The sequence below is a fragment of the Brucella lupini genome (genome assembly GCF_002252535.1).
GTDB classification, from domain to species: domain Bacteria; phylum Pseudomonadota; class Alphaproteobacteria; order Rhizobiales; family Rhizobiaceae; genus Brucella; species Brucella anthropi.
The window spans coordinates 13911-37562 of record NZ_NNRN01000058.1 but is presented as its reverse complement, the minus strand read 5'-3'; the positions used below and the strand labels follow the sequence as shown (position 1 = coordinate 37562).

Genomic DNA, 23652 nt, shown 5'->3' with positions numbered 1-23652 from the left:
GAGGGACTTATTCATATTGATACCCGTCACATGAAATCCCGTTGCATCATAAACATGCCTCGCACGCGCGTTGTCAGCGGACTGTTTTATGCTGGCGATATGTCCGGTGCAGATCGCTGAGCCTGTCTTGGTGCCCGGATTTATGCCGCTCAGCTCACTCGAATATCGGCCTATACGTTGAAGAAACTTTCAACTGCATCTTTATCGGGAACAAAATGGCTTTAGATTCATTTAGTTCGAGCGTTTGTCTGGGAATCACCGGATGATTTGCTGTGTCCAGGTTTCCGGTCGTCACAAATCGGGAGTCTGGGGCATATCGGTTTTCAACGATTGGAGTTCATTATGGGGATTTTCGATAAGATCAAGAACGCCATTTGGGGCGAGGCACAAGCGGCAACTCCTGAGGCGGAAACGGCTGCACAGCCTGCTCCGACACCGACCGCTTCCTCTACTGCCGCCGCTCCGGCGCCATCTGCATCCGCACCCGCTGCCGCTGTCGACGTAGGCGCCATTCTGGACGCTGCCGTTGCCAAAAGCGGCCAGAAGCTCAACTGGAAGACTTCGATCGTCGATCTGATGAAGGCTCTTGGCCTCGACAGCAGTCTGGAGCACCGCAAGCAACTTGCCAAGGAGCTGGGCTATACCGGCGACACAGGCGATTCCGCGACCATGAATGTATGGTTGCACAAGCAGGTTATCCAGAAACTCAAAGATAATGGCGGTAAAGTTCCCGCCGGATTGTAATCAGGAGGGTTCCCGATGGGAAGCGCAGGAATTGGCTGGATTGCGGCGATCATCATAGGCGGCCTGGCCGGCTGGATTGCCTCCAATTTCATGAACAGCAATACCGGGATATTCATGAATGTCATTCTCGGTATCATCGGCGCAGCCGTAGCGAGTTTTATTTTCGGATTTCTCGGTGTTTCGTTCGGCGGCTGGCTGGGCTATCTGATCGCGGGCTTTATCGGTGCCTGCATATTGATATGGCTGGGCCGATTGGTAAGTTAGCAAAAAGGCGCCTTACGGCGCCTTTTTCTTTTGGTGCGTTATTTTCTTGCCCTATGCTGGGCGAGAAAAATACGGTCGTCGCGATTGGAACAAATGACTGCGAAGATGACCGCCAGAGCTGCGCCTTAGAAACGTATCGAGGATACGTTCGGAAATCATACCATTGTGGGACACTCCGGGCATTGCCAGATAGGTCATCAAAAGCGCCATCGGAGTTACCAGAATCTGCCCCAGCGCATAATTGCTGCCAATAATGACTTCGGTGGCGAATTGCAGCCCGGCCAGGATTGCAATGACGCACCAGAGACTGGGGCCTTGCGCAAGCACCAGCCATGTAATCAAGGCGCCCAGAAGCGTACCTGCCATGCGTTGCAAGGCTCGGTTCATGCTGATGTGCAGATGCGCGCCCTGCATTACGGCGACAGCGCCCATGGCTGCCCAGGCTGGGTGGAGGGCGCCGAGAGCATAAGCGGTCAGCGCGGCAATTGCGGCACCAAGCGAAATCCGACCGGCGGCAATAAGCCGGTGAACTGTCGGACGTGACGGCTCGGACGGAAATGGCTTTTCCGGAGATGCCTGATGACGATACTTCTCGGTCAGGGCACAGATCAGGCAAGCGAGAGCCGAGACGATTGCTGTCGCGGCGGTACGCTCAAACACAACGTGCAGCGACGCGACCGGCGTCATGGAGGCACCGGCTGCGAAGATGAATATGAGCGCGCCGGGTGGTCCGAATTTGCCGGTAACGGTTATGAAAGAGAATATGCCCGCAGAAAGTGCCAGCAGCAAAAGCTGGCCGGGCAAGGGCAGGCCAACCCATGTGGCGAGCGACATGAAAAACACCGCGAGTGTCTGGCAGATCGCGCACAGGAGGACGATCCATTCGCGTTTTGCTTCCGGAGCAAACCGGCCGAACAATGCGACGAGCGAGCCAAGCGAGGCAAAGCCGATCAGATGCGACCACGAAGACAGGCTGACCAACGGAAGCGCGATGGCAACCGTGGCGGCAGCCTGAAGCCCGGCAAGCGATGAGTTTCGGAGCGATGGCTGGCCAGCAAGGGCGATGCTTTCTCGAAACTGCTGAGGCTTCAAAAGGTTATAGGCGGCGTGGCGCCGTCCTGAAAGAGATCGGTCCGCTTTCATTATTCTCGGTCCTGCTCGCGATCGGATTGCATCAGCGTCAGTCGGTGCTCAATGCTGTCAAAGCTGCGAAGCATGATTGCAATGTCATTGTCTGACAGATCGGCGAGCATTTCTTGCTCGCCCTTTGCCAGCTCCTGATGAATTTCGGCGACCCGCTTTTCCCCTTGCACTGTCAGATGAACCAGCCTTGCACGACTATCCCTTTCATCGACGCGGCGCTCCGCCAGGCCTTGCCGACATAGAATGTCGAGGAGGCGTACGAGACTGGACCCATCTATGCCGACCAGGGCAGCCAGTTCCTTCTGCGTCAGGCCGCCGCCGGTCTGGTGAAGGTGGACAAGGGGAACCCAGGTCGCATCAGTCAGCCCGGCTTGGGCAAGGTGGATGTCGAGCGCACGTCGCCAGCGCCGTGCCAGCAGTGAAAAGCGAATACCGAATTGAGAGCGGGGAGTGTCTGAAATCATGAGGTCATTAAGACGCAATATAGTTTGAATTGCAAATCAAATTATATTGCGGAATGCGAATGACAGTTGCCGGAACGGGATTAGCCGCTCCGACTTATGGCCTGTCTCTATTGCGGTAAGCGAGCGATGACTTTGATTTCAAAGTCGAAACCGGCGAGCCAGGTGACGCCGATAGCAGTCCAATTGGGGAAAGGTGGGGCGCTGAAAATTCGGTCCTTGACCTGCAGGACGGCCTCGAACTGGTTTTCAGGATCGGTATGAAAAGAGGTTATATCAACAATGTCATCGAAAGTGGCGCCGGCTGCCTTCAGTGTCGCTTCAAGATTATCGAACGCGAGTTGAACCTGCTTTGCGAAGTCGGGTTCGGGCGTGCCGTCGCTGCGGCTTCCAACCTGACCGGAGACAAACAGCAGGTCGCCCGAGCGGATAGCGGCGGAATAACGATGCTTGTCATAAAGGGCACTGCGGTCGGCGGGAAAAATTGTTTCTCTTCTGGTCATTTTCGTTTTCCTTTTTGATGCTGAGGCCTGCGTTATCGGAAGATTTTTGTATCTGCGGCTTCACAAACAACCGGGATATTTGATATACGTCACGTATACTAAATAGTCATATACGATCCGTATGTCAATTAATATACGGTACGTATATCAAAAAAGGTGTGACGATGGCCATGAACCTGCGCATCAAGGCGATGGAAGAAAACCGGGTGAAGCTGATAGCGGCAGCCCGGAAGGCTTTTGCGGAAAAGGGTTATGCCGCCGCCTCTATGGATGAACTGACTGCGGAAGTCGGCCTGACACGTGGTGCGCTCTACCATAATTTTGGAGACAAGCGCGGGCTGCTGGCGGCTGTGGTCAGCCAGATGGATGGCGAAATGGCCGAACGTGCTCAAGAGATTGCTGCGCGGGCGGATAATCTGTGGGAGGGGCTTTTGGCGGAAGGGGTTGCCTATATCGAGGCGGCACTCGATCCTGATGTCCAGCGCATCGTGCTGCTTGATGGACCGGCGTTTCTCGGCGATCCGTCACAATGGCCGAGCCAGAACAGTTGTCTGCAGGCGTCCCGGCAAAAAATTGCTCTTTTGATAGAGCAAGGCGTGCTGAAACCGGTCGACCCGGAAGCCGCCGCACGGTTGCTCAACGGGGCAGCATTGAATGCAGCACTCTGGATTGCCGCCAGTGAAGATCCGAAAGGGGTTCTTTCGAAGGCGATTGATGCCTTTCGAGCGCTTGCAACCGGCCTGCTTGCAAAGCCGGTTTAGATATCAGGTAGTCTGGATCGCAATCCGGTTGCCTTCGCTGTCCCTGATCTCCGCGACAAAGCCGTTTCCAACCGGTGTTTTCGGGAACAGCATTTCGCTGCCCTCTTGCACGGCCTTGGTGATGACGGTGTCCACATTGTCGACGTTGAAATAGATAATCGCGCCATGCACGGTTGGAATATAGACGTCGCCTTCGGCAAGCGCGGCACTCGCGCCATCCTTGCCTTCTTCAAAAGGGAAATAGGCCATTCTGTTTCCGTGTATCGTAACGACGTCACCAAAAGTCACTCCGAACACTGCGGAGTAGAATCGCATAGCCCTTTCAAGATCAGCTACCGGTATTTCCACATGAGCGATCAGGTTCATTCTTGCTCCGTTCTATCTAACCACATGGAATGTAAGCCATAATCAGTTCGGCTGCCACATCGCGGATGGAATTTGAATCCGGTTGACGGAGATGCGTTAATTGTTCAGTTTTTATTGACTTGGTATATTAGTGAAACATAACAAACGGATCCTGACACGGAGACCATATGGCGACTGAAGGACTTGGACAGACACTCGGGCCTGCGGTGGTTCTGCTTGCCGCCGGTGTCGTGGCGGTGCCGTTGTTTCGGAAACTGGGTCTCGGTTCTGTGCTGGGATATTTCGCTGCCGGTGCCCTGGTGGGGCCTTCGGTCTTCGGCTTCTTCACTGACCCCGCAACGATCCTGCATTTTTCCGAACTCGGCGTCGTCATGTTCCTGTTCGTCATCGGACTTGAAATGCGCCCTGGCAAGCTCTGGACGATGCGGCAGCAGATATTCGGTCTCGGTCTTGCACAGGTTCTTGGCTGTATCGCCCTTCTGACAGGGGCGGGGGTTCTTCTGGGCCTTTCTCCGATAACGGCCTTGATCGCGGGGGCTGGCTTCGTGCTGTCTTCCACAGCGGTCATCATGTCGATGCTGCAGGAGCGAGGCGAAATAGCCACGCCCGACGGCCAGAAGGCCGTTTCCATTCTCCTGCTCGAAGATTTGATGATCGTTCCGCTGCTGGCGCTCGTTGCTTTCCTTTCGCCTTCCCAGCATGAGTCCGGCGGAATCCTAGGCATTGCGACGGCCATTGGCGCCATTTTGCTGCTGATTGCTGTCGGTCGCTGGCTGCTTGATCCGTTCTTCTCCTTGCTGGCGCGTGCGAGGGCGCGCGAGGTTTTGACGGCTGGCGCACTGATCGTTGTGCTCGGGGCCGCCCTGCTGATGGAAGCGAGCGGCCTTTCCATGGCGATGGGCGCTTTCCTGGCCGGGGTCATGCTGTCCGGTTCCAGTTACCGGCACCAGATCGAAAGTGACATCGAGCCGTTCAAGGGGCTCCTGATGGGGCTGTTCTTTCTGGCTGTCGGCATGTCGCTTGATCTCGGCGTGGTTGCTTCGGACTGGCCCACGGTCCTCATCTTCCTCATTGCCTATGTGATTACCAAGGCAATCGGCATCTATGCCGTCGCCCGAATTTTCGGCTCCAGCCATCGTTCGGCGCTCGAACGGACGTTGCTCTTTGCGCAGGGCGGAGAATTCGCCTTCGTGCTTTACACGTCGGCATTCGGTAACGGGTTGCTTTCAGCACGCGACAATGCGCTGTTTTCGACTGTCATCATTCTATCGATGGCCGTGACACCGTTCGTGCTGCTTCTGGGTTCCCGACTTTTGCGCGAGGAAGCGCCTTCTCTCGAAGGCGTTGAAACCGCTCATAATCTCAAAGGTCGGGTGTTGATGATCGGTTTCGGGCGTTTTGGACAAATCGCGGCGCAATTGCTTCTTGCCCAGAGATCGGATGTTTCGATTATCGAAGCCGATCCCAACCGTATCCGTGAAGCCGGGCGGTTCGGTTTCAAGATATTTTATGGCGATGGATCACGTCTCGATATCCTGCATCATTCAGGTGCAGACGAAGCGGAAGTCATCATGATCTGCGTGGATGACCGAAAGACGGCCAATCGCATCGTGGAACTGGTCAAGTCTCATTTCCCGGCAGCAAAGATCATGGTGCGCTCCTACGACCGCACGCATTCCATCGAGTTGTTGAAAGCAGGTGTGGATTTTGAACTGCGCGAAACGTTCGAATCTGCACTGCTTTTCGGAAAGGAAGCGCTTTGCGAGCTTGGTCTGGATGAGAGTCTCGCAGAGGATACGCTACGCGATATTCGCATGCGCGATGCTGAACGGCTGACGGCACAGGTGCAGGGCGATATTTATTCGGGGGCCGATCGGCTGCTCACCGGCGTTCCTGTTCCTGAACCGCTGACGCCGCCAGGCAAGGTTACGAAGCTTGCCGGGGACGAAGGTTCAAACTGAACAATATGGATGGGGCGGGGAGCTAGTCCCGCAGCGCCATCTGAAGCTCGGCATGACGTCCCAGCCTCTGCATCAATTCGGTAAACTGGGGGGTGCGTTCAATCTGGCGTCCGTAATGTCTGCGCAACGCAGCGGTCAGTTCGCCTCTGCGTCCAAGCTGCTCGTCGGCAAAGCCGATCATCTGGGAGTTCGGCCATGCCTGCGGGCGAATGGCGACAAGGCGGGTGAAAAGGCTTTCTGCCGTCTCGTCCGGATTGGCCTGTGCCATAAGCGAAACCATTGCCGCCGTCGAGCGCGACACGCCCATATGGCAATGGACCAGCAGGTGGCTCGGCGCTTGCGGGTTCTGTGTCTTCTGGAATTCCGAGCCGAACTGCAGGATCGCATTCACATGGTCGGGCGTTGGCATTGTGTGGTTGTCGGCTGCGTTGATGATGTCGTGAAAACGCAGCGTTACACGATGGTGTTGCTCGAAAGTCTGAAACGCATCCAGTTCCGGAAGGTCCGGATCAACCAGCGAAAGAACATGGGTGACTTTGCGCGTCCGCTGATCGGGCAGTTCCTGAATTCCACACACAGTCAGTTGCGGGGCGAAATGCACAGTCATGCCAGTCTCCTTGAATTTCAGTTATGCTGTTCAGTTTGCATTGACGAATGGTGATACACCGGCGGGACGACATTTTCATGGCTGCTATCAATCCCTTGGAAGCTGTCGTCTGGCCCATTCTCTTTCCGGAATTGCCCTGCCGATATTGTAGCTGAAAGCGCCAATCACCATCGTTTCCGCATCGACCTTGCATGTGAAGTCGATAGCATACCACTTGCGCTGGCTGCGAAAGGCGCCGTCGCTGACGGTCAGGCCGGTTGTCGAAACGGAGCCGCCTTCACGCGCAAGCATATCCGGAAAAGCACCGGCTTTATGGCGGCGCACCTGTTCAAGCGCTTCGATGCCGCAAATCTGGATGATCCGGTCCTTTGGCGCGAGCTTTCCCAGCGCCTGTTTCACACGAGGATCGGACATGGCGTCCTTCGAATAGATTTCACGCGCTCGCGTCAGTTTCTTGGCAGGCGTCGCCGGTTTGGGAGTATCGGCTTTTTGCTTCGGTGCTGTTTGAGTTTTTTCCGCGGCGGCCTGACCGGATTCAGATGGTTTCTCCGCTTGAAGAAGCTGTTCGGAAGGCTGGCCCTCCGTCACAGAAGGTTTTTCTTCCGCCTTGTCAGCATCCGTTGTGGCTGCAGTCTCGGAGGGTTCGTCCGGCTTCTGTATTTCTTCAGGCGCTGCGGGCGGCAGGTCCTGTTCTGGCGGTGACTTCACGTCTTGCTTCGCCGAGGCAGATTCGAATGCCTGTGGCTGCGGTGGAGGTGCGGCTTGTTCCGGCGTCTTTGGTGCCTGTTGCTGAGGCTTCTTTTCAGGGGGTGGTGGTTGAACCAGCTCCACATTGACGCTTTGTTCCGAAGCCGGCGAAGGGAGTGCCGGAAGGCGGACCAGAAACAGAGTTGCCAGCACCAGATGCAGGACCACTGAGGCTGGCAAGCCCCAACCGGCCTCTTGCAAAACTCTTCTGGTGAACTGCAACATGGATCCAACGATCAGGGACTCGAAAGCTTTAATCTAGAGCGCATCCTGAAAAGTGTGAAACGGTTTTCGGGTACGATGCGCGTCAAAATAAAAAGTCAGAGACCGACATTCGGCCGGTCGATCACCTCACGCAGCGCAAAACTGGAATTGATCTTCACGACATGCGGAAGAGCCGAGAGCCAGTCGCGATGGATGCGCTCGTAATCCTCAAGATCACGCGCCGCAACGCGCAGAATATAATCATATTCCCCCGACATCAGATAACAGACAAGTACGTTGGGACAACGCTTCACTGCAGCCTCGAATTCGGCCAGCGTCTTGGCGAACTGTCCGGAGAGTGAGATATGGACAATTGCAATCATCCGGTATTCGAGCGCCTTCTGGGACAGGCGGGCATGATAACCGGCGATTACATCGCTTTTTTCCAGAATGTCGAGGCGACGCGAACAGGCTGAAGGCGACAATCCAACCTTCTCCGCAAGTTCTGCATTGGTGATGCGCGCATTGGCCTGCAATGTCCTGAGAATTGCAAGATCGATAGGATCAAGATTGCTCATTCGAAGAACCTTCGAAAAAGAGGGTCATCTGCACAATAATTCACTAAAAAACCTGCGCAGGCAAATCTTCTTTGCAAGGACATTGCAAGCCGCAGATGTTCTCATTTTCGGATCGACAACGACCCACGGCAAGTGGGCAAAAAATGAGAGGAACGCTTATGCGTGTCGGCTGCCCGAAGGAAATCAAGAACCATGAATATCGTGTCGGACTGACCCCCGCCGCGGTTCGTGAATATGTGGCCCATGGCCACGAAGTCTGGATTGAAACAAAGGCAGGTGCCGGTATCGGTGCCGATGATGCCAGCTACATCGCCGCTGGTGCGAAAATTGCCGCTTCTGCAAAAGACATTTTTGAGAAGTGCGACATGATCGTGAAGGTCAAGGAGCCACAGCCCTCCGAATGGGCGCAGCTTCGCGAAGGCCAGCTTCTCTACACTTATCTCCATCTCGCCCCCGACCCGGAACAGACCAAGGGCCTGCTCGCCTCCGGCGTGACGGCAATTGCCTATGAAACCGTAACGGATGATCGCGGTGGATTGCCGCTGCTCGCCCCGATGTCGGAAGTGGCGGGCCGTCTGTCGATACAGGCCGGTGCGACGGCGCTCCAGAAAGCCAATGGCGGCCTCGGTATTCTGCTGGGTGGCGTGCCCGGCGTGCTACCGGCAAAAGTCACGATCATCGGCGGTGGCGTCGTCGGGTTTCATGCGGCCAGAATGGCAGTGGGACTTGGCGCCGACGTGTCCATTCTGGATCGCTCGCTGCCGCGTCTGCGCCAGCTCGACGATATATTTAGCGGTCGCGTTCATACCCGCTATTCCAGCATTCAGGCGCTTGAAGATGAAGTCTTCTCTGCCGATCTCGTCATCGGCGCCGTGCTGATCCCCGGTGCCGCAGCGCCGAAACTCGTCACCCACGAAATGCTCTCGGGCATGAAGAAGGGGGCAGTTATCGTCGATGTGGCTATCGATCAGGGTGGCTGTTTCGAGACATCCCATGCAACGACACATTCCGATCCCACTTACGAAGTGGACGGAATCGTCCATTACTGCGTGGCCAATATGCCGGGTGCTGTTCCGGTGACCTCGGCGCACGCCCTCAACAATGCCACCCTTCATTACGGTCTGGCGCTTGCCGATCGTGGCCTGAGGGCAATTGCCGAGGACAAGCACCTGCGCAATGGCTTGAACGTTCACAAGGGGCGCATCACCAACAAACCTGTTGCTGAGGCGCTCGGTTATGAAGCTTTCGCGCCCGAAAGCGTTCTGAACGTGGCGTGAGGCTTTATAGGAACAGCGATGAAAAGGGACTGCGATGGCGCTTTGTGCCATCGCAGTAACAAGTAGTCCACTAATATTCCGGTGCGTCGGTCTTGCGTGGAACGGGAAAAAGCTGGATTAGGCTTTGATCTATATCCTGGCAGGAAAATCCCGTGCAGTTTAAATTTTCGCGATCGGCATTGTGTTTCACGCTGATGCTTCTGGCGCTACTTGCTCTGCTCGCGACAATGGGGGCAGGATTGGGCTGGGTCAGAAGCTTCATCGGGGATGTGATCGCCGTCATCTTTGTCTATGCGGTGCTCAGAACTTTTATTGACGGAAACCGCCTGCTGCTGGCCTTGATCGCGTTTCTGACCGGAATGGCGGTGGAATACGGTCAGTATCTTGCAAAGCAGTTCGATATCGTGATCGGAAACCCGGCCCTGCGTATTATTCTCGGAGCGACGCCGGATTGGCTGGACGTTCTGGCCTATGCGATCGGTGCCGGAATTGTCGTCGTGTATCTGCTGGCACGACGTCAGGTTAAAGCGTCAAACTAATTTATAGAAATTGTTGCACGACCTTGTTTTGAACAAGATGTGCACCTATATGGCTGTCATAGGCATTGCTTAAGAGCGCTGGAACGCGTCTGTCGCTCGCAATAGCCTTCATCGCTTGATGCTTTTGACCACGGATGTACTGGCACTGGTAGGAAAGCGATGATCAGGAAGGTCGGTGCGTTTTCGCCCCGGCCTTTTTTGTTGTCTGCAGTTTCGCGAGAATGAAGCCAAACGGCCTGCTGAAATCCTCAAGCAGGCCGTTTGGCTAGAAATTAAGCAGCCAGTGCTTCGTCTTCCGAGGTTGGGACTTCAGAAATCGTCTTCAGAACCTGCGAAGCGATCTGGTATGGGCAGCCCTGCGAGTTCGGGCGGCGATCTTCCAGATAACCGCGATATCCATCTCTGACGAATGCGTGTGGAACGCGGATCGAAGCGCCACGGTCGGCAACGCCATAGGAGAACTTGTTCCATGGTGCGGTTTCATGCTTGCCGGTCAGGCGCATGTGGTTGTCCGGGCCGTAAACGTCGATATGGTCCTGCAGGTTCTTGTCGAACTGAGCCATGAGCGCTTCGAAATAGTCCTTGCCGCCCACTTCACGCATATACTTGGTCGAGAAGTTGCAGTGCATGCCCGAGCCGTTCCAATCGGTATCGCCGAGCGGCTTGCAATGGAATTCGATATCGATTTCGTACTGTTCGCAGAGGCGAAGCAGGAGATAACGGGCCATCCAGATCTGGTCGGCGGCGTTCTTGGAGCCCTTGCCGAAAATCTGGAATTCCCACTGGCCCTTGGCCACTTCAGCATTGATGCCTTCGTGATTGATACCGGCATCGAGGCAGAGATCGAGATGTTCCTCAACGATCTTGCGGGCGATGGAGCCGACATTCTTGTAGCCGACGCCGGTGTAATATGGACCCTGCGGGGCAGGGAAGCCCTGTTCCGGGAAGCCGAGCGGACGGCCATCCTTGTAGAAGAAGTATTCCTGCTCGAAACCGAACCATGCATCATCGTCTTCAAGGACGGTTGCGCGGCTGTTGGATGGATGCGGCGTGATGCCATCCGGCATCATGACTTCACACATCACGAGAACGCCGTTCTTGCGTGCGGGATCAGGATAGATCGCGACCGGCTTCAATACGCAATCGGAGCTGCGGCCTTCGGCCTGCATCGTCGACGAGCCGTCGAAACCCCAGAGCGGCAGTTGCTCAAGTGTCGGAAAAGCATCGAATTCCTTGATCTGCGTCTTGCCGCGCAGTCCGGCAGCAGGGGTGCATCCATCGAGCCAAATGTATTCGAGCTTGTACTTGGTCATCGCTAGTCTCTCTGTCATCCTCGGTTGATCGATCACCACAAGTCATGCGGTGTCGCGCGGCTCGGTGTTCGATTTAATAGAAGCAAGGACCGTGCCAGTTTCAAATTTGACGCATTTCCACGGTGACACAGGCGCAAGCGATAAAGCGGGCAAAATTTACACAACGGAAAGCGGAGAATGTCTGCTCAAAAAACAGGCAACAGATTAGAATTTCATCACGCCTGAAATACCGGGTGCGTCATCCCTGTCTTGACACCTGTCATTCAAGCCCAGAACCCCCTGAAATTCAAAGGCATAAAGCAAAATCGAACAGGCGGACAGAATAAGTCGTTGGACGCTCCGGCCACCATTCTTCACCTTACCTTCAAACAAAAGGGGAGTGACTGATGGCACGTTCGATCAACAGAAAATCGGCTTTTCTGGCAAGTTTAGCGTTGAGTGTTTCGGCAATGACTGTTTTCGCAGCCAATGCTGCTGAAATCACGGTGATGGGTTATCGCGGTGCATTCCAGGATAATTACGTCAAGGCCGTCATCGAACCATTCCAGAAGGAACATCCCGACATCAAGGTCACCTATTACGGTGTGCAGAATGCAGCGACATCGCTCGGCAACATGCGCGCCCAGAAGTCCTCTCCCCAGACGGATGCGGTCATCTATGACCTTTCGGTCGCCAAGATCGCCGATGAGGAAGGGCTGGTCGAGAAGCTCGATCCGGCATCGCTCAAAAATTATGCGGATGTCGCCGACCTCGGCAAGGAACTCGCAGGCGCTGCAATTCCGATCACATATGACACGCTTTCGCTTCTTTATAACAACGATGCATTTGCGCAAGGTGCACCGGATAGCTGGGAAGCGCTCTGGGACAAGCAGCAAAGCGGCAAGGTTATCATTCCGGCACAGGGCGGCGGCGATATTCAAGCCATCCTGCTTACGATCATCGCGAACCGTCTCGCTGGTGAAGACGACTATACGAAGACTGTGAAGCCGGGCGTCGACAAGCTGGTGGAGCTGGCGCCTGCCGTGCAGACGTGGGAACCGAAGCCCGATGCCTATACGCTGGTTGCAAACGGCACCGCAACCTTGTCCATCGGCTATAATGCCCGCGCCCAGTTCTACTTTGACCAGACCGGCGGAAAGCTTCAGTCGGTAGGCCCGAAGGAAGGCACGGCTGCGCAAGTGAATGTCATCAGTGCGATTGCCAACGGCAAGAACATGGATGCAACCAAGACATTCATCGACTATGCGATAAGCCCCGAGACGCAGGCCCGGTTCGCCGAGATCATGTTCTATGCGCCATCGAACATGAAAGCGGACGTGAACGACGAAACGAAGAAGCGCATTCCGTACATGGATGCGGCTCAACGCGAAAAGCTCATTCCGGTCAACTGGATGACCATTGGCGATATGCGCGACAAGCTGCTCAATCCCTGGCGTCGCCAGATCATTCCGGCTGGTCGTTAAAACTCTACCTCACCCTGAAATTCACGCTTCCGCCCCGTTTCTCCGGGGCGGCAACGACCCCTCACAGGTTTCGATATGGTAGCAGAAAGCTCATTTCTACAGTTGAAGGCCCTCACCAAGCTTTACGGTAACAACTACCGGGCAGTGGACGATCTTCATCTCGATCTGCCGCGCGGAAAACTGCTTGGCCTCCTCGGTCCATCCGGTTGCGGCAAGACGACGACTTTGCGCATGATTGCAGGTCTCGCCTCGATCTCGGACGGCAACATCCTGATTGATGGCAACGATATTTCGCACAGGCCGCCCCATCAGCGCGATATCGGTCTGGTTTTCCAGAACTACGCCCTGTTCCCACACATGACCGTGGCCGAAAATGTCGCTTTCGGTCTCGATATGCGTAAGGTCGGCAAGGCCGAAGCAAAGAAGCGCGTTGAGGAAGCACTCGAAATGGTGCGGCTTCCCGGCTACGGTTCGCGCAAGCCCAAGGAGATGTCCGGTGGTCAGCAGCAGCGCGTGGCGCTGGCGCGTGCGCTGGTCATCCGTCCGCGCATTCTTCTGCTGGATGAGCCCCTGTCCAATCTGGATGCGAAGCTGCGCGACGACATGCGGATCGAAATCCGCGAGATTCAGAAGCGCCTCGACATCACGACGGTTTTCGTCACGCATGATCAGGTCGAAGCACTGACAATGTGCGACGTCGTCGGCGTGATGGATAGCGGCAAGCTGGCACAGCTCGGCTCGCCGGAAGAAATCTATGAGAAGCCATCCTCCCTGTTTGTGGCCAAATTTGTCGGACGCGCCAATGTCCACAATTGCGAGATCGTTGACGAAAATGTCTGCCGTCTGGGCAGCGGCACCTATCGCTGCAACACGCATGGAAAGTCACGCGGGTCAGGGCAAATCGCCATTCGTCCGCATCGCATCAATCTCACACCCAACCGCGATCGCAATCTTGTCAGTGTCGTAACCAACAGCGCCCACGGCGTGGTCGAGCGCACGACCTATATCGGTGACATCGTTCAATATGACATCGAGATTGAGGGCGCCTGCCTGAAAGTAGAAGTGCCAACCGCCAGTGCAGGACATGCATTCCATACCGGCGACCGGCTGCTGTGCGAATGGAAGCCGGAAGACATGCTGGTTTTCGGGAGCTGATGTCATGACAGCGATCACATCGACCGACATCATCCCGGCAAAGTCATCAAGGCGCAGACGCTACAGCCTCGTCGCCGTTGCGCTTCTTCTGCCGATGGCCTTGATCAATCTCATTGCCTTCATTGCGCCGGTTGCCCACCTGGCGCAGATATCCTTCCTGCAGAGCGAGAGCGGCGGTGTCCTGACAGACCGCTATACGTTCGAGAATTATATCAATTTCTTCACCGACAGTTTCAATTGGGGTCTGGTGTTCAACTCACTCTGGCTGAGCGCGTTCATCACGTTGGCAACGCTTATCTGTGCCTATCCGATCGCGCTTTTCCTGCACCGTGTTTCGCCGGTCTGGCGCAACTTCCTTTTCGTGGTGACGGTCTCGCCGCTGCTCGTCAGCAGCGTGGTGCGCACCTATGGCTGGATGGTGCTTCTCGGCGATCAGGGACTTGTCAATGGAGCCTTGATGAACCTCGGCATCATTTCCTCCCCCATCAGGCTCGTAAACAATACGCTCGGCGTATTCATCGGGATGGTGGAAATCCTGATCCCCTATATGGCGCTGTCGTTGATTGCCGGTTTCGGGCGCCTGAATGCCTCGCTTGAGGAGGCCGCGGCATCCCTCGGCGCCAATGCTTTCACGCGGTTTCGCCGGATCATCCTGCCACTCACCTTGCCGGGCATCGCACTTGGCTGCCTGCTTTGCTTCGTGCTGGCAATCAGCTCCTTCATCACACCGAAATTGCTTGGTGGCGGGCGCGTGTTCCTGCTGGCGACGGAAATCTACGACCAGGCTGTGATCCAGCTTGAATGGCCGCGAGCCGCCGCAACCTCCGTCATTGTCCTGATCATCTTCGGTCTCGCTTTGATGGTCTATTCCCGCATCGCACGTCGCATCGACTGATTGGCAAAGGAGAAACGAGATGATTGGTTCAACTTCATTGCCATTCCGCCTACTGGTCGGCCTGCTCTATCTGTTCCTGCTGGCCCCAATTCTGGTCGTCGTGCCGCTATCGTTCAGCAACGACAACTATCTCACCTTTCCGCCGCAGAGCTGGGGTGTGCGGTGGTATGCGGAAATGCTGCATCATGAAACGCTCATTCAGGCGTTCTGGATCAGCCTCGGCATTGCATCGGTCGTCACCGTCCTGTCGCTTCTGGCAGGTATCCCGGCCGCCTATGCCATCCGCCGTTATCAGTTCCGTGGACGCGAAGCGGTGCTGAACCTCTTTACCGCGCCGCTGCTTCTGCCTTCCATCGTGCTTGGCCTTGCCATTCTGCTGGTCTTTGTGCGGCTGGAACTGCTCGGCACGTTCACCGGTCTGGTGATCGCCCATCTGATCGTGACGACCCCTTACGTCATCCGCATCATGATAACGGCGTTCTCGACACTGCCGCCATCGGTTGAAGAGGCAGCCACGATGCTGGGTGCGTCACCGTTCACCGTGTTTCGTCGCATCACCCTGCCGTTGATGATGCCGGGTCTGGTGGCAAGTGCCGCACTGTCCTTCCTTCTGTCCTTCGATGAGGTGGTGATCTCGCTCTTCATCACCGGACCGCGCATGACGACGCTGCCGGTGGAAATCTTCAACTATGTCGAAAGCCGCACCGACCCGATGACCGCTTCCATCTCGGTCGTGCTGATTGCGGCCACGCTGCTCATCATCTTCGTCATCGAACGCACACTCGGATTGTCACGCACAATCGGCAAATAACCTCCCAACTGAAAGTGACTGCAAGCATGGAAAATATCGCCCTCTGGATGTCGCAACCGCATTTCAGCTATCTCGAAATTGCCCGGACCTGCGGCTTCTCATCCTTCGTTCTGGAACTCGAGCACGGAACTTTCGACCTGTCGACGCTGGACCAGTTTCTGGCTTTCACCAAGGCGCAGGGTCTCTCCACCCTGACGAAGGTGCTGGCACCGACGCCAGAAGCCATTCAGCAGGCGCTGGACTTCGGATCGGATGGCGTCATCGTTCCGCATATCCTCGGTGTAGAACATGCGCATCAGGTTACGAAGGCTGCAAAATATCCGCTGGTCGGCACGCGTTCTTATACGGGTGGCCGCATTTTCGGCTATGCCCGCCCGGCGACCGATGCCTTCGAAAAAGAGAACAGGCGCACCAAATGCTTCGCCATGATCGAGACGGCGGAAAGTCTTGCCGACGTCGAGAAGATTATCGCGCTCGATACGGTCGACGGCTTGTTTCCCGGCCCTTCGGATCTGGCGCTTGCGCGCGGTCGGGGAGCATACGCTTTCAATGATGACGACAAGGCCGATCTGCGCCGCTGTGCGGCGGCTGCACGCGCTGCCGGGAAGCCATGGATCATGCCCGCCTGGACTGAAGCCGAACGGCGCTTCGCACAGGAAGAGGGCGCCGCGATGCTGGTCGTCGCCACCCAGAACATGACGCTTCGCCAGGGCATGGTTTCGACTGTGAACATGTTGAAAAGCGAAGCCCTGGTTGCCTGACTGAACTGAATACCCACTCATTCGCTGGAGGAAGAAATGAAGATTAGCCTGATCCAAACGAGCCCGCAGACCGACAAGGCAGAAAACCTGCGTATTACGCGGGGATTGATGGAAGATGCCGTGCGCACGGATTCTCCGGACCTGATCGTGCTGCCCGAATATTTCGAATATTACGGTGGTACTCCGGAAGAAAAACTTGCGGCAGCCGAGAGCGTTCCCGGTGGCCCTGCCTACAAGATGGCGCAGGACTTTGCTCGCGAGCACAAGGTCTTCGTCCATGCCGGAACCTTGATGGAAAAGGTTCCAAACGAAAAGCGGATCTACAATTCCACCTTCGTCTTCAATCGCGAAGGCAAGGAGATTGCGCATTATCGCAAGATCCATATGTTCGACATCGTCGGGCCGGACGGGACGGCCTATAAGGAATCCGCAACCGTCAAGCCGGGCGAGAATGTTGTCGTCTATGACCTGGACGGGTTCAAGGTCGGCTGTGCGATCTGCTACGATATCCGCTTTGCCGAACTTTATCTGGAGCTGGAAAAGGCCGGTGCCGATGTCATCGTGCTTCCCGCCGCCTTCACGCTGCAAACCGGCAAGGATCACTGGGAGGTGCTGGCGCGTGCCCGCGCCATTGAAACCCAGACCTATTTTGCCGCCTGCGGCCAGACTGGCAGCACGGTTTCGAATGGCGAGCGCCGTCATACCTATGGTCACTCGCTCGTCTGCGATCCGTGGGGCCACGTTGTGGCGCGCGCGTCAGACGGTGTCGGCTTCGTGACGGCGCGCATCGAGCGCGCGCAGATCGAACGTGTGCGTTCGCTCATCCCCATGGTCAGCCATCGCCGTATCGGCAAGCAGTTGCAAGCCTGCGCATAGGAGGCGTCATATGTATACGATCAATCCCATGCCGGAGCAGGTTGCTGCCGGTGACCTCCAGCTTCTGTCGGGGGTCGAGACAGCCACTGTCGGACACTGGCGCTTCTTCGGTTTCATGCACCGTTCCATCCAGCCGCTCCTCCCGAAGCGCCGTGTGGTCGGTACCGCCGTCACCATCGCCATACCGGGTCCGGATTCCACCCTGCTTCACCACGTAACCGGAATGCTTCGCCCCGGCGATATTCTGGTGGTGGATCGGATGGGCGACGACCGCTATGCGTGCTGGGGCGGCGGTGTGACCATCGCTGCGAAGGCCTCGGGTGCGGTTGCTGGCATCGTGGATGGCCCGTGCACGGACCTGACGGAAATCGAGGATTCCGATTTTCCGATGTGGGCGAGGGGTATCTCGCCCATCACCACCCGGCTCTATGATCTGGGCGGTGGCATCAACATTCCGGTTTCCTGCGGCGGTGTGGTCGTCAATCCCGGTGATGCCATTCTGGCCGATGAGAGTGGGGTTCTGGTCCTGCCGCGGGACGAAGTGAACGCGGTCGCCTCGCGCGCGCTCGATATACAGGACAAGGGAAAGGTGCGTGAGGCTTCGGTGAAAACCGGCCTCAAGCTCGGTGACGTGTCTGGCGCCACCAAGAAAATTCTCGCCCACGCGGGAAGCTGATCCGATACGGGCCGGTTTCGGCCGGCCCTGATCATTTGTGGGATGGAATATGACTATTTGCTTATTTTCATCCCGCAAGTGTCTTAGAAGGAAAGGACGAATCTGATTGCCCGCAGCGCGATAAGGGACTTCAAGAAACGCAGGCGCGCGGGTGATTGAAATGGGAAGGGACATGCCCGTCCATGAATATCCGTTTTCTGGAAACGGTGATCTGGTTGTCGGAACTGCGTAATTTCCGGGCGACGGCGGCTCGCCTCAATATGACCCCGGCGGCGATATCCAATCGTATCGGCGCGATGGAGCAGGAACTGGGGTTCCGGCTCTTCGACCGCGATGCCCGCGACGTCAATCTGACGGCGGAAGGCGAAGCCTTTGTCGAGGGCGCGCGCGATGTCGTACGCCGTTATCATGATCTGGTGGAAAGCCTGAGTCCGCAAAACGGGCTTGAAGGCACGCTGAAGATTGGCATCGTTCCGAGCCTCGCCATGACCATATTGCCGGGCATTCTCGATATTGTCCGCCAACGCTACCCGCAGATACGCATCTCGATCACGACCTCATCATCGAAGGGGATCGTGCAGAAGCTGGAGCAGCGGGAACTCGACATCGTTTTCGCCATCAAGCCCGAGCCTACGCCCAACCTGCGCATCGTCGACATATGCACTTTCGGCATGTTCTGGATATCGCGCAGCAATCAGTTTCCGGGCGGGGCTGAAGACATGCTGTCACGCGATGACCTGCTTGGCTGCAATCTCATTTCCTATGAGAGCGGTTCCTATAATTATCAGCAGATCATCAATTATTTCACGGAAGAGCGCCTGAAAGACGCGACCGTTCATTATTCCAATTCGCTCACCACGACGATCAACATGATTTCGGCTGGTGTCGGGATTTCCGTCATTCCGCCGGTGGTGATCCAGAAAGAGCTTCGGACGGGTGAGCTGCAGGTGCTGAATACCAATGCCGTTTTCCCGGCGACGAGCTATAGCGCTATTTATCTCGAAAGCGCAGCGACGCGCCTGATCACGCTTGTGGCCAATATCGCCCGTGAAGCCGGGCGCAATTTCAGCGGCAATTTCAGTGATAGTCTGGCCTATCAGGATTAGCGCGCAGCTTTCCGTTCAGGCTGGTTTCAGGCTCTGCGTGGGCATATCCCCGCAATAAATGCTGATGATCTCTTCGGCGACCAGACGCTGCAACTCCCAGAGGTTGCGGTCGCGGATGCCTTTTTCTTCCAGATGCTTGACGGTGAGATAGAGATATTCGGCGCAGGAGCCCATATGCCCGCAGGCGCGCGCAAGCAATTGTGCCACGGAGGTCAGGGGCATGTTGTCCGAAAGCCTGTCTCCACGCGGTCCGGCCCAGAAAACGAGTGCACGTATTGGCCCATCCTCGGTGTCGATCGAAACCCAGCGGATGGAATAGGCATCGTCAATCGAACTGATTTCGCGCCGGATCATTCGACGCAATTGTCCAAGGCGGTCCTCATCGGACAGCCGGAAAGCAATACCCTTGCAGCTGCCGCCCGGTCGCAGCGCCAGCATAAGGCCCGGCTGGGCCATCGTTGCGCGCCAGCGGGTCAGCCGAAGGCAGAATGAACGGTGCCAGCCGCTCGCCGTTCCGGCGCGCGAGTCCACCGCCTCGAAATCTGGCTTCCAGATCAGGGAGCCATAGGCGAAAACCCAGAGCGGGCTGTCTCCTGCTTCGTGAAAGAGCTGTTCCGCCAGTTCATCGACCTCATTGTCGGGGATCGGTGCCCGGCTCGGATCAGGACCGCGATCAACCTCAAGCCGAAGGCTCAGCGAAACGAGCTCCTCGGTCAAAGCCATACGGGACAGATCGGCAGAAGGCGCGGCGTATTCAGGCTGATCGTAATTCTGGGTCATTCTTTCACGGCAAAGCATGTTCATGGATGCGTCGCCTCAGATACTCGCATTTTTGCGCATATCATCAAGCTGCCGCAATGATGAAAACAACAATTCCCGGTCTCGCAGATGTTCTTCGTAGAGAGACACGAAAATGGAATTCGTCGTTACATGTGGCTCAGGCGCGGACTGGGCGCGTCGCAAGCTGTTGTTGGCCTTGCGCTTGGCATCTTCGACTTTGGCAAGCAATTCCTGAAGCCTGCCGGAATTGCCAAACGCACGAACACCGGCTTCCGGTGCGCCTGAGGCGACTGTATTCGATGTCGAGTGGATCATGGTCTGCATCTCCAATGGCAAGATATAGAGCTGATCGTGGAGTCTGTTTATGATATAATGATGTTATAAAATGTACTAAATTACATTCTTGTGATGTTGTGTTTCGGGCATTGTTTTTAAGAATAATTCTATTTCTTGCTAGGAGCATTTTTAGCACTGTCGCCCCGTTGAAAACGAGGCATTCAATGCCAAAACATCCAGTGAACAAGGAAAATTCGCGTGGTAGTGCTGCGCTCGGACAGATTCCGGGATGCGCGGGCAGCTGGCATTTGAGACCGGGATATCAATCAGCGTCATGATTCATGAACGGGAGCATATCGACCGTGTCGATTGTCGTCGGCTCGACGGGCTTGCCGTCTGGCTTGGCAAAAATCATCACTGCAAAACAGTAGATCAGAAACACTGCCACGCCGATAGCTAGCAGGCTGGCAAATATGAGTGGCCAATCAATCATGGCCGACACCTTGGCGCAGTTTTCGCGTCAACTCAACCGTCTGTTGCGATGGGAAAGCCTTAACGCTAGCCTGTAAAAGAGAGGGGCAGGTTTCGACCGGAGGCTGGATGTCGGAAATAAAAACACTGGGATCCAGACGGGTCTACGAAAATCGTTGGATGAAGGTTCGCGAGGATCGCATTGTTTATCCGGACGGCAGCGAAAGCATTTATGGCGTTGTCGAGAAAAACGATGCCGCACTGATTTTCGCAATGGATGACGAAGACGGCGTCTATTTAGTGGAACAGTTCCGCTATCCCGTCGGGCGCCGCTTCTGGGAGCTTCCGCAAGGGGCCTGGCAGGAGCAGGAGAACGTCGATCCGCTCACTTTGGCTCGTGGAGAACTGCAAGAGGAAACCGGGCTGACCGCTGAGGAAATGGTCTATCTCGGAGAGACTTACGAAGCCTACGGCTTTGCGGCTAACAAGTGCCATATCTTTCTCGCTACAGGGCTGAAAATGGGAAAGCCCAACCTCGATGCCGAAGAGCAGGGGCTCATCTGCCGCCGCTTTCCTATCGGGGAAGCCGTCGAGATGATCCTTCGTGGCGATATCAAAGATGCGAGTACTATTGCCGCCTTCGGGCTTCTGCGCCTGAAAGGGATTATCTGAAGCATACTGCGCGGTAACAGGGAGCGCCCACTGAAATCAGTGGGGCAATCTCCACAGCAGATACAGGCCTACGACCGTTGAAAAAATGACGCCTGACCACAGCCAAATCTGATCGGCAAATAACAAGCGCGTCATTTTCTGTGGATCTCGATCCAGGTAATGCCGAAGACAACAGCGCTGACGGCCAGGATCGCTGTTAACTCAATCCAAAAAATCAACTGCATGGCGATGTCCTCCAGCATGGTTAACAAACAACTAATGAAAAGGTTCACTCAGCCGGGTGAGTTTCATTGACATCATGACATCATGATGTCACTATCTCTTGATGAAAATCGCAGAAGATCATGCTCCGCTCTATGCCAAGGTGGAAACATCGCTGGCGGACGATATTTCGGCCGGTGCTCTGCCTGCTGGCAGTCAGCTTCCTCCAGAAGATCGCCTGATCGAACGTTTCGGAGTCAGCCGGACGACCGTTCGCAAGGCCATTGAGAATTTGGTCGCGCGTGGCCTTGTCGAAATTCGTCGCGGCAAGGGAACCTTCGTTGCCCAGCCCAAAGTCACGCAGGAATTGACGGAGCTGACCGGTTTCGTCGAAGACATGCAGGCGCTTGGCCGCGCGCCGACGACACGATTGCTTGACACGGAGATAGTGCCAGCCGATGCAGACATTGCGCGCCAGCTCGCTCTGCCGTCCGGAGCTCTGGTGATGCGGATCCGGCGCGTTCGGCTTGCCGACGGCGTCGCCATGTCTCTGGATGAAACATATCTGCCACGTGAAATCGGTGAGAAGATTGTTACGCACGATCTGGACGTCGAGCCGATCTTCACACTGCTGGAAGACAAATATGATCTGCCGCTTGTCGAGGCGGAGTATCGGCTGGAGGCTGTCACTGCTTCGCCAGATGTTGCGGAGGCCCTCGCAGTCGAGCCGGGCAGCGCTGTCTTCCTGATCGAGCGCACGTCCTACACCGAGGGGCATCGGGCAATCGACTACGAAAAGCTTCACTATCGCGGTGATCTCATCAGCTTTGTCACTCGCCTGGCCCGGCGACCGCGCGGCCAAAAATAGCCGGGGGTGAAATGTTGGCTTTATGGCTGTTCATAGCGGCTTTCGGGGCAAGCGCGCTCGGTGGCGTGCTGGGCATGGCAAGCGGCATCTTCATCGTGCCAGCGCTTACGCTGTTTTTCGGCGTGGATATTCATGTCGCTATCGGGGCGAGTATTGTTTCGGTTATCGCCTGTTCTTGCGGCAGCGCGGCTCCGCTTTTGAAGCGACGGCTGACCAATGTCCGGCTTGCGGTCGTTCTTGAGACGGCAACCACGCTTGGCGCGCTGACCGGCGTGTTTCTGATCGGAATCGTTTCGACTTCGGTTCTATATGGTTTGTTCGCAGCCATTCTGGTGCTTTCTGCAAAGCAGATGCTGGTACGGCGGCGCGACGAAATCGGCGCAGCGATGCCGGATGCGAAGAGCCTCGCAACAAGCCTGCGACTGAATTCCAGCTTTCCCGATCACATATCCGGGCAGGAGGTGCACTATCGCGTCGGCCATGTTCCGCTGGGCATGGCGCTGATGTATGGGGCGGGACTGGTCTCGGCCCTTCTGGGGATAGGCTCGGGTGTTTTGAAAATCCCGGCGATGGACACCGCCTTGAAACTTCCTATCAAGGTCTCGTCCGCCACCTCCAATTTCATGATCGGCGTGACGGCTGCTGCAAGCGCAAGCGCGTATTTTGTTCGCGGTGACATCGATATCGGGATCACGGGACCGATTGCGCTTGGTTCGGTCATCGGTGCGCTGGTCGGCGCCCGCCTGCTGATGAGCCTTCCGGCGGAAAAACTGCGCATCTTCTTTGTCGTGGTTCTCCTTGTTCTCGCGGTCCAGATGCTTCTGAGCGCTTTCGGTATAGAGATCTCTGGAGGCTTAAAATGAAAGTTACCGCAGACGCCGGACGACGGGACAAAATCATTGCAGCGCTTCTTTGGTATGGCACATGGTTCGCTTCTGCCTTGATCGCGGTCGGAGTCGTTATGACTTCTATTGAACCGACGTCGCTTGCACTGAACGGCTATGACATCGTGAAAGCTGGCATTGCGGTATTCATTCTCCTGCCGATCATCCGGGTCGCGCTGACGATGTATCTTTTTCTGCGCGAGCGTGATTACGTCTACACCGTCATTGCCGCAACGGTTCTGCTGATTATCGCAACCGGCATCGTCGCGGACTTTCGCTAATCCCGATA

General features: G+C 56.0%; 29 protein-coding genes. 18 read left to right on the top strand and 11 right to left on the bottom strand.

Annotation, left to right across the window (positions count from 1 at the left end):
• Positions 1–342 precede the first annotated feature (342 nt).
• Together CES86_RS22760 and CES86_RS22755 are read left to right on the top strand one after the other, a co-directional pair.
• Positions 343–744 carry a DUF3597 domain-containing protein gene (locus CES86_RS22760; protein WP_094515511.1) on the top strand — a complete coding sequence of 134 codons (402 nt, stop codon included), beginning with the start codon at positions 343–345 and terminating at the stop codon, positions 742–744.
• A gap of 15 nt (positions 745–759) precedes the next feature.
• On the top strand, positions 760–1008 hold the full coding sequence (locus tag CES86_RS22755; protein WP_010659353.1) for a GlsB/YeaQ/YmgE family stress response membrane protein: 249 nt from the start codon (positions 760–762) through the stop codon (positions 1006–1008).
• Between the two features lie 51 nt (positions 1009–1059).
• On the opposite strand, the gene CES86_RS22750 is transcribed toward CES86_RS22755, so the two are convergent.
• From CES86_RS22750 to CES86_RS22740, 3 genes are all read right to left on the bottom strand, one after another.
• Complete coding sequence (locus CES86_RS22750; protein WP_235820003.1) at positions 1060–2151, bottom strand: FUSC family protein; 1092 nt, start codon at positions 2149–2151, stop codon at positions 1060–1062.
• On the bottom strand, positions 2151–2615 hold the full coding sequence (locus CES86_RS22745; protein WP_094515510.1) for a MarR family winged helix-turn-helix transcriptional regulator: 465 nt from the start codon (positions 2613–2615) through the stop codon (positions 2151–2153). The genes CES86_RS22750 and CES86_RS22745 overlap by 1 nt, the downstream gene beginning before the upstream one ends.
• A 107-nt stretch (positions 2616–2722) precedes the next feature.
• Positions 2723–3115, bottom strand: a complete 393-nt coding sequence (locus CES86_RS22740; protein ID WP_094515509.1) for a RidA family protein — start codon at positions 3113–3115, stop codon at positions 2723–2725.
• Positions 3116–3279: 164 nt separating this feature from the next.
• Between CES86_RS22740 and CES86_RS22735 the strand changes: the two genes are divergently transcribed.
• Positions 3280–3876, top strand: coding sequence for a TetR/AcrR family transcriptional regulator (locus CES86_RS22735; protein WP_029929971.1), 597 nt, complete (start codon positions 3280–3282; stop codon positions 3874–3876).
• 3 nt (positions 3877–3879) lie between these two features.
• On the opposite strand, the gene CES86_RS22730 is transcribed toward CES86_RS22735, so the two are convergent.
• Positions 3880–4242, bottom strand: coding sequence for a VOC family protein (locus CES86_RS22730; RefSeq protein WP_012093479.1), 363 nt, complete (start codon positions 4240–4242; stop codon positions 3880–3882).
• A gap of 167 nt (positions 4243–4409) precedes the next feature.
• On the opposite strand from CES86_RS22730, the gene CES86_RS22725 reads away from it, so the two are divergent.
• A complete protein-coding gene (locus CES86_RS22725) occupies positions 4410–6203 on the top strand; it encodes a monovalent cation:proton antiporter-2 (CPA2) family protein (protein ID WP_010659347.1) in 1794 nt (597 codons plus the stop codon).
• Between the two features lie 22 nt (positions 6204–6225).
• Here CES86_RS22725 and CES86_RS22720 read toward each other — a convergent pair whose 3' ends face one another.
• The 3 genes from CES86_RS22720 to CES86_RS22710 form a co-directional block, all read right to left on the bottom strand.
• A complete protein-coding gene (locus CES86_RS22720; RefSeq protein ID WP_094515508.1) occupies positions 6226–6810 on the bottom strand; it encodes a tyrosine phosphatase family protein in 585 nt (194 codons plus the stop codon).
• 87 nt (positions 6811–6897) lie between these two features.
• Positions 6898–7737, bottom strand: coding sequence for a DUF930 domain-containing protein (locus CES86_RS22715; protein WP_235820002.1), 840 nt, complete (start codon positions 7735–7737; stop codon positions 6898–6900).
• 140 nt (positions 7738–7877) lie between these two features.
• Positions 7878–8339, bottom strand: coding sequence for an Lrp/AsnC family transcriptional regulator (locus CES86_RS22710; RefSeq protein ID WP_010659344.1), 462 nt, complete (start codon positions 8337–8339; stop codon positions 7878–7880).
• A 158-nt stretch (positions 8340–8497) separates the two neighbouring features.
• Between CES86_RS22710 and ald the strand changes: the two genes are divergently transcribed.
• Both ald and CES86_RS22700 read left to right on the top strand, forming a co-directional pair.
• Complete coding sequence (ald, locus tag CES86_RS22705; RefSeq protein ID WP_012093476.1) at positions 8498–9616, top strand: alanine dehydrogenase; 1119 nt, start codon at positions 8498–8500, stop codon at positions 9614–9616.
• Positions 9617–9768: 152 nt separating this feature from the next.
• Positions 9769–10155, top strand: a complete 387-nt coding sequence (locus CES86_RS22700; protein WP_094515506.1) for a ribosomal maturation YjgA family protein — start codon at positions 9769–9771, stop codon at positions 10153–10155.
• 272 nt (positions 10156–10427) lie between these two features.
• Here CES86_RS22700 and CES86_RS22695 read toward each other — a convergent pair whose 3' ends face one another.
• Complete coding sequence (locus CES86_RS22695) at positions 10428–11468, bottom strand: glutamine synthetase beta-grasp domain-containing protein (protein ID WP_010659341.1); 1041 nt, start codon at positions 11466–11468, stop codon at positions 10428–10430.
• Positions 11469–11854: 386 nt separating this feature from the next.
• Between CES86_RS22695 and CES86_RS22690 the strand changes: the two genes are divergently transcribed.
• The 8 genes from CES86_RS22690 (at position 11855) to CES86_RS22655 (ending at position 19211) form a co-directional block, all read left to right on the top strand.
• Positions 11855–12931, top strand: a complete 1077-nt coding sequence (locus tag CES86_RS22690) for an extracellular solute-binding protein (RefSeq protein WP_012093473.1) — start codon at positions 11855–11857, stop codon at positions 12929–12931.
• 75 nt (positions 12932–13006) lie between these two features.
• Positions 13007–14086, top strand: coding sequence for an ABC transporter ATP-binding protein (locus CES86_RS22685; RefSeq protein WP_012093472.1), 1080 nt, complete (start codon positions 13007–13009; stop codon positions 14084–14086).
• A 4-nt stretch (positions 14087–14090) separates the two neighbouring features.
• On the top strand, positions 14091–14981 hold the full coding sequence (locus CES86_RS22680) for an ABC transporter permease (protein WP_010659338.1): 891 nt from the start codon (positions 14091–14093) through the stop codon (positions 14979–14981).
• A 19-nt stretch (positions 14982–15000) separates the two neighbouring features.
• Positions 15001–15792: an ABC transporter permease gene (locus tag CES86_RS22675; RefSeq protein WP_006470062.1), complete on the top strand. Its 792-nt coding sequence runs from the start codon at positions 15001–15003 to the stop codon at positions 15790–15792.
• Positions 15793–15818: 26 nt separating this feature from the next.
• A complete protein-coding gene (locus CES86_RS22670; RefSeq protein WP_094515505.1) occupies positions 15819–16553 on the top strand; it encodes an HpcH/HpaI aldolase family protein in 735 nt (244 codons plus the stop codon).
• 36 nt (positions 16554–16589) lie between these two features.
• Entirely contained in the window at positions 16590–17429 is an 840-nt protein-coding gene (locus tag CES86_RS22665) for a carbon-nitrogen hydrolase family protein (RefSeq protein ID WP_029929986.1), read from the top strand.
• Positions 17430–17439: 10 nt separating this feature from the next.
• Entirely contained in the window at positions 17440–18105 is a 666-nt protein-coding gene (locus tag CES86_RS22660) for an RraA family protein (protein WP_010659335.1), read from the top strand.
• A gap of 182 nt (positions 18106–18287) precedes the next feature.
• Entirely contained in the window at positions 18288–19211 is a 924-nt protein-coding gene (locus CES86_RS22655; protein WP_010659334.1) for a LysR family transcriptional regulator, read from the top strand.
• A gap of 15 nt (positions 19212–19226) precedes the next feature.
• Here CES86_RS22655 and CES86_RS22650 read toward each other — a convergent pair whose 3' ends face one another.
• The 3 genes from CES86_RS22650 to CES86_RS27635 form a co-directional block, all read right to left on the bottom strand.
• Entirely contained in the window at positions 19227–19991 is a 765-nt protein-coding gene (locus CES86_RS22650) for a gamma-glutamylcyclotransferase (RefSeq protein ID WP_235820006.1), read from the bottom strand.
• Positions 19992–20027: 36 nt separating this feature from the next.
• Positions 20028–20306, bottom strand: a complete 279-nt coding sequence (locus tag CES86_RS22645) for a hypothetical protein (RefSeq protein WP_010659332.1) — start codon at positions 20304–20306, stop codon at positions 20028–20030.
• Between the two features lie 283 nt (positions 20307–20589).
• Positions 20590–20760 carry a hypothetical protein gene (locus tag CES86_RS27635; protein WP_155243286.1) on the bottom strand — a complete coding sequence of 57 codons (171 nt, stop codon included), beginning with the start codon at positions 20758–20760 and terminating at the stop codon, positions 20590–20592.
• Between the two features lie 107 nt (positions 20761–20867).
• Between CES86_RS27635 and CES86_RS22640 the strand changes: the two genes are divergently transcribed.
• The 4 genes from CES86_RS22640 (at position 20868) to CES86_RS22625 (ending at position 23644) form a co-directional block, all read left to right on the top strand.
• Entirely contained in the window at positions 20868–21410 is a 543-nt protein-coding gene (locus CES86_RS22640) for an NUDIX domain-containing protein (protein ID WP_094515503.1), read from the top strand.
• Positions 21411–21735: 325 nt separating this feature from the next.
• Positions 21736–22479, top strand: a complete 744-nt coding sequence (locus tag CES86_RS22635; protein WP_094515502.1) for a GntR family transcriptional regulator — start codon at positions 21736–21738, stop codon at positions 22477–22479.
• A gap of 11 nt (positions 22480–22490) precedes the next feature.
• Positions 22491–23342 (top strand): sulfite exporter TauE/SafE family protein, encoded by an 852-nt coding sequence (locus CES86_RS22630; protein WP_094515501.1) that lies wholly within the window; start codon positions 22491–22493, stop codon positions 23340–23342.
• Positions 23339–23644: a DUF1634 domain-containing protein gene (locus tag CES86_RS22625; protein ID WP_012093464.1), complete on the top strand. Its 306-nt coding sequence runs from the start codon at positions 23339–23341 to the stop codon at positions 23642–23644. Before CES86_RS22630 ends, CES86_RS22625 begins: the two co-directional genes overlap by 4 nt.
• The last annotated feature ends 8 nt before the right edge of the window (positions 23645–23652 follow it).

Bases quoted from the DNA above. Each gene is read 5' to 3' on its own strand.
- CES86_RS22760 (WP_094515511.1), top strand. From the start codon at position 343: ATGGGGATTTTCGATAAGATCAAGAACGCCATTTGGGGCGAGGCACAA.
- CES86_RS22755 (WP_010659353.1), top strand. From the start codon at position 760: ATGGGAAGCGCAGGAATTGGCTGGATTGCGGCGATCATCATAGGCGGC.
- CES86_RS22750 (WP_235820003.1), bottom strand. From the start codon at position 2,151: ATGAAAGCGGACCGATCTCTTTCAGGACGGCGCCACGCCGCCTATAAC.
- CES86_RS22745 (WP_094515510.1), bottom strand. From the start codon at position 2,615: ATGATTTCAGACACTCCCCGCTCTCAATTCGGTATTCGCTTTTCACTG.
- CES86_RS22740 (WP_094515509.1), bottom strand. From the start codon at position 3,115: ATGACCAGAAGAGAAACAATTTTTCCCGCCGACCGCAGTGCCCTTTAT.
- CES86_RS22735 (WP_029929971.1), top strand. From the start codon at position 3,280: ATGGCCATGAACCTGCGCATCAAGGCGATGGAAGAAAACCGGGTGAAG.
- CES86_RS22730 (WP_012093479.1), bottom strand. From the start codon at position 4,242: ATGAACCTGATCGCTCATGTGGAAATACCGGTAGCTGATCTTGAAAGG.
- CES86_RS22725 (WP_010659347.1), top strand. From the start codon at position 4,410: ATGGCGACTGAAGGACTTGGACAGACACTCGGGCCTGCGGTGGTTCTG.
- CES86_RS22720 (WP_094515508.1), bottom strand. From the start codon at position 6,810: ATGACTGTGCATTTCGCCCCGCAACTGACTGTGTGTGGAATTCAGGAA.
- CES86_RS22710 (WP_010659344.1), bottom strand. From the start codon at position 8,339: ATGAGCAATCTTGATCCTATCGATCTTGCAATTCTCAGGACATTGCAG.
- ald (WP_012093476.1), top strand. From the start codon at position 8,498: ATGCGTGTCGGCTGCCCGAAGGAAATCAAGAACCATGAATATCGTGTC.
- CES86_RS22695 (WP_010659341.1), bottom strand. From the start codon at position 11,468: ATGACCAAGTACAAGCTCGAATACATTTGGCTCGATGGATGCACCCCT.
- CES86_RS22690 (WP_012093473.1), top strand. From the start codon at position 11,855: ATGGCACGTTCGATCAACAGAAAATCGGCTTTTCTGGCAAGTTTAGCG.
- CES86_RS22685 (WP_012093472.1), top strand. From the start codon at position 13,007: ATGGTAGCAGAAAGCTCATTTCTACAGTTGAAGGCCCTCACCAAGCTT.
- CES86_RS22680 (WP_010659338.1), top strand. From the start codon at position 14,091: ATGACAGCGATCACATCGACCGACATCATCCCGGCAAAGTCATCAAGG.
- CES86_RS22675 (WP_006470062.1), top strand. From the start codon at position 15,001: ATGATTGGTTCAACTTCATTGCCATTCCGCCTACTGGTCGGCCTGCTC.
- CES86_RS22670 (WP_094515505.1), top strand. From the start codon at position 15,819: ATGGAAAATATCGCCCTCTGGATGTCGCAACCGCATTTCAGCTATCTC.
- CES86_RS22665 (WP_029929986.1), top strand. From the start codon at position 16,590: ATGAAGATTAGCCTGATCCAAACGAGCCCGCAGACCGACAAGGCAGAA.
- CES86_RS22660 (WP_010659335.1), top strand. From the start codon at position 17,440: ATGTATACGATCAATCCCATGCCGGAGCAGGTTGCTGCCGGTGACCTC.
- CES86_RS22655 (WP_010659334.1), top strand. From the start codon at position 18,288: ATGAATATCCGTTTTCTGGAAACGGTGATCTGGTTGTCGGAACTGCGT.
- CES86_RS22650 (WP_235820006.1), bottom strand. From the start codon at position 19,991: ATGACCCAGAATTACGATCAGCCTGAATACGCCGCGCCTTCTGCCGAT.
- CES86_RS22645 (WP_010659332.1), bottom strand. From the start codon at position 20,306: ATGATCCACTCGACATCGAATACAGTCGCCTCAGGCGCACCGGAAGCC.
- CES86_RS27635 (WP_155243286.1), bottom strand. From the start codon at position 20,760: ATGATTGATTGGCCACTCATATTTGCCAGCCTGCTAGCTATCGGCGTG.
- CES86_RS22640 (WP_094515503.1), top strand. From the start codon at position 20,868: ATGTCGGAAATAAAAACACTGGGATCCAGACGGGTCTACGAAAATCGT.
- CES86_RS22635 (WP_094515502.1), top strand. From the start codon at position 21,736: ATGAAAATCGCAGAAGATCATGCTCCGCTCTATGCCAAGGTGGAAACA.
- CES86_RS22630 (WP_094515501.1), top strand. From the start codon at position 22,491: ATGTTGGCTTTATGGCTGTTCATAGCGGCTTTCGGGGCAAGCGCGCTC.
- CES86_RS22625 (WP_012093464.1), top strand. From the start codon at position 23,339: ATGAAAGTTACCGCAGACGCCGGACGACGGGACAAAATCATTGCAGCG.